The sequence below is a fragment of the Streptomyces sp. NPDC059853 genome, from assembly GCF_042731495.1.
GTDB lineage: Bacteria > Actinomycetota > Actinomycetes > Streptomycetales > Streptomycetaceae > Streptomyces.
Genome location: NZ_JBHWJL010000423.1, coordinates 1 through 3,266, shown reverse-complemented (window position 1 = coordinate 3,266; position 3,266 = coordinate 1). Strand labels below are relative to the sequence as shown.

The following is a 3,266-nucleotide window of genomic DNA, read 5'->3' as shown; positions in this document are numbered from 1 at the left end:
GCTCGCGGAAGGCGGGTGGGGGGAGGGCCGCCGCGCCGGCCGGGATGCGGGCCAGCAGCGGGGCGCCGGTCACCGCCGGGAGGTCGGTGAGGTTGCAGCGGGAGGCCAGGTCCGGTGCGGCGGGCCAGGATCCGATGATCAGGCCGGGGCAGTCCAGGCCCCGGCCGCGCAGCGCCTCCGCCGTCAGCGCGGCGTCGTTGAGGGTGCCCAGGCCCGCCGTGGTCACGACCACGACCGGGGCGGCCAGCAGCGCCGCCGCGTCCGCCAGCGTGCCGCCGGACTCGTCGAACCGCACCAGCAGCCCGCCCGCCCCCTCCACCAGCACCAGATCGTGGCCGGACGCCAGATCGATCGCCGCCTTGGCCACCTCCGCCGGCCGCACGGGCGGCAGCCCCGCCAGCCGGGCCGCCGTGGCCGGTGCCAACGGGGCCGGGTAGCGGGCGAGTTCCCTGACCGTCACCGGCCCCGCCAGCCGGGCGGCCTCCGCCGCGTCCCCCGGCTCCTCCTCCGCCACCCCGGTCTGGGCGGGTTTGAGGACCGCCACCCGCCGCCCGCGCGCCAGCGCCCGGGCCGCCAGCGCGGCGGTCACCACCGTCTTGCCGACCCCGGTCCCCGTCCCGGTGACGATCAGCACCTCACCCGGCACCCCAGCCGCTCCTCTCCGTTCGTGCCGCCCCACTCGGGCGCCCACCACCGCTCATCCCGCCCGGGCGGCGGCCGCCATCGCCGCGCAGATCCGGGCGATGTCCGCGTCGCCGGTGATGTACGGCGGCATCGTGTAGACGAGGTCGCGGAACGGCCGCAGCCACACGCCCTCCGCGACCGCCGCCCGGGTCGCCGCCGCGATGTCCACCGGGTGATCCAGCTGGATCACCCCGATCGTCCCCAGCACCCGCGCCTCCCGCACCCCCGGTATCCCGACCGCCGCCGCCAGACCCGTGCGCAGCCCGGCCTCGATCCGGCCGACCTCGCCCCGCCAGTCCTGCCCGAGCAGCAGCCCGATCGAGGCGTCCGCCACCGCGCAGGCCAGTGGGTTGCCCATGAAGGTCGGGCCGTGCGCCAGCACCGGCACCGCGCCGCGCGAGATGCCCCGGGCCACCCGGCCGGTGCACAAGGCGGCCGCCAGCGTGAGGTAACCGCCGGTCAGCGCCTTGCCCACACACAGCACATCGGGCACCACCCCGGCGTGGTCCGCCGCGAACAGCGCGCCCGTGCGGCCGAATCCGGTGGCGATCTCGTCCAGGACGAGCAGCACCCCGTGCTCGTCGCACGCCTCCCGCAGCACCCGCAGATAGCCGGGGGAGTGGAACCGCATCCCGCCCGCGCCCTGCACCACCGGCTCGACCACCACCGCCGCGAGTTCGTCCGCGTGCCGGGCGATCAGCTCCCGCAGGCCGTCCGCGTACTCCTCGCGGACCCCGGCGCCGAAACCGGGCGGCGGCGCGGGCGCGAACACCTGGCGCGGCAGCGCCCCCGCCCACAGCTCGTGCATCCCGCCCTCCGGGTCGCACACCGACATGGCGTGCCAGGTGTCCCCGTGGTAGCCGCCCCGCCAGGTCAGCAGCCGCTGCTTGCCGGGCCGGCCCAGCGACCGCCAGTACTGGAGGCACATCTTCAGCGCGACCTCCACCGCCACCGACCCCGAGTCGGCGAGGAAGACGTGCTCCAGCGGCCCCGGCGAGATCTCCACCAGCCGGGCCGCCAGCCGCACGGCGGGCTCGTGTGTCAGCCCGCCGAACATCACATGGCTCATCCGCCCCAGCTGCCCGGTGACGGCGGCGTCCAGGACCGGATGCCGGTAGCCGTGGATCGCCGACCACCACGAGGACATGCCGTCGACCAGCTCCCGGTGCCCGCCGGGCTCCGCCGGTGCGGCCAGCCGCAGCCGCACTCCGTCCGCCGACTCCACCGGCAGCGGGGCGGCCGTCCCGGGCATCGGGCCGTACGGGTGCCACACGTGGCGGCGGTCCAGCGCCAGCAGCTCCGCCGTGTGCCGCGCCTCAGGCATTGGGCGGCAGCGTGGTGCCCGCGCCCCGGCGGCGTACCGCGACGGGCACCGCCGCACCGGCCGGTTCCCCGTCGCCCGCGCCGGCGTCGGTGTCGGTGTCCGGCGGCCCGGCCGGGGGCGCGCCGCCCTCCACCTCGAAGCCCGCGTCGGCGATCATCGCCAGATCGGCCCGCCCCGACTGCCCCTCGCTGGTGAGGTAGTCGCCGAGGAACAGCGAGTTCGCGATGTGCAGGGCCAGCGGCTGCAACGTGCGCAGATGCAACTCCCGGCCGCCCGCGATCCGTACCTCCGCGTCCTGGCACACGAACCGCACCATCGCCAGGATGCGCAGCGCCCGCTGCGGCGTCAGCTCCCACCGGCCGGCCAGCGGGGTGCCGTCGAAGGGGATGAGGAAGTTGACCGGCACCGAGTCGACCCCCAGCTCGCGCAGCGCGAAGGCCACCTCCACCAGGTCCTCGTCGCTCTCGCCCATGCCCGCGATCAGCCCCGAGCACGGGGACAGGCCCCCCGCCCGCGCCCGCCGCACGGTCTCCGCCCGGTCCGCGAAGTCGTGCGTCGTGCAGATGTCGGCGTAGGCGGCCTGCGAGGTGTTGAGGTTGTGGTTGTACGCGTCGGCCCCCGCCGCCCGCAGCCGCTCGGCCTGGCCGTCCGAGAGCAGCCCCAGACAGGCGCACACCTCCACCGCGCCGCCGTGCTCGGCGCGCAGCGCCGAGACGGTCTCGCACACCCGCTCCACATCCCGGTCGGTGGGCCCGCGCCCGCTGGCCACCAGGCACACCCGGCGCGCGCCACCGGCCACCCCGGCGTTCGCGGCGGCAACGGCCGCGTCCGGCTTCAGCCAGGTGTAGGTGAGGATCTCCGCCTTCGAACCGAGCCGCTGGGAGCAGTAGGTGCAGTCCTCCGGGCACAGCCCGGACTTCAGATTCACCAGGTAGTTGAGCTTCACCCGCCGCCCGAACCACGCCCGGCGCACCCTGCCCGCCGCCGCGACCACCTCCAGCAGGTCGTCGTCGGAGGTGGCCAGTACGGCCAGGGCCTCGGCACGGGTGGGGGGTTCGCGGCGCAGGCCCTTGTCCACGAGCGCGCTCAGCAGATCCATGCGATCCATGAGCCGATCCTGGTGGTCCGGGGCGGGGCCGGGCCAGGGCGGAAAGGTACACAGCCACCGATCCGACTGTGTACGGTCACCACACCCCCGCACAGCGTCACCGCCCGATAGCGTCGATGGGTTGGCGCGCGGACGAGGGGTGGGTGACGG

The 3,266-nt window shown here is 76.0% G+C and carries 3 protein-coding genes; all 3 read right to left on the bottom strand.

The genetic code is table 11. The features are described from left to right. Window positions 1-646, bottom strand: a 646-nt coding sequence (bioD, locus tag ACFV5N_RS26125) for a dethiobiotin synthase (protein ID WP_385604495.1), incomplete at its 3' end; no start/stop codon positions are given. A gap of 51 nt (window positions 647-697) precedes the next feature. Further along, entirely contained in the window at window positions 698-2,008 is a 1,311-nt protein-coding gene (locus ACFV5N_RS26120; RefSeq protein ID WP_385604493.1) for an adenosylmethionine--8-amino-7-oxononanoate transaminase, read from the bottom strand. Then, complete coding sequence (gene bioB, locus ACFV5N_RS26115) at window positions 2,001-3,107, bottom strand: biotin synthase BioB (protein ID WP_385604498.1); 1,107 nt, start codon at window positions 3,105-3,107, stop codon at window positions 2,001-2,003. The genes ACFV5N_RS26120 and bioB overlap by 8 nt, the downstream gene beginning before the upstream one ends. Between the last annotated feature and the right edge of the window lie 159 nt (window positions 3,108-3,266).

Excerpts from the sequence above, each read along its gene's own strand:
- bioB (WP_385604498.1), bottom strand. The coding sequence starts at position 3,107 with ATGGATCTGCTGAGCGCGCTCGTGGACAAGGGCCTGCGCCGCGAACCC.
- ACFV5N_RS26120 (WP_385604493.1), bottom strand. The coding sequence starts at position 2,008 with ATGCCTGAGGCGCGGCACACGGCGGAGCTGCTGGCGCTGGACCGCCGC.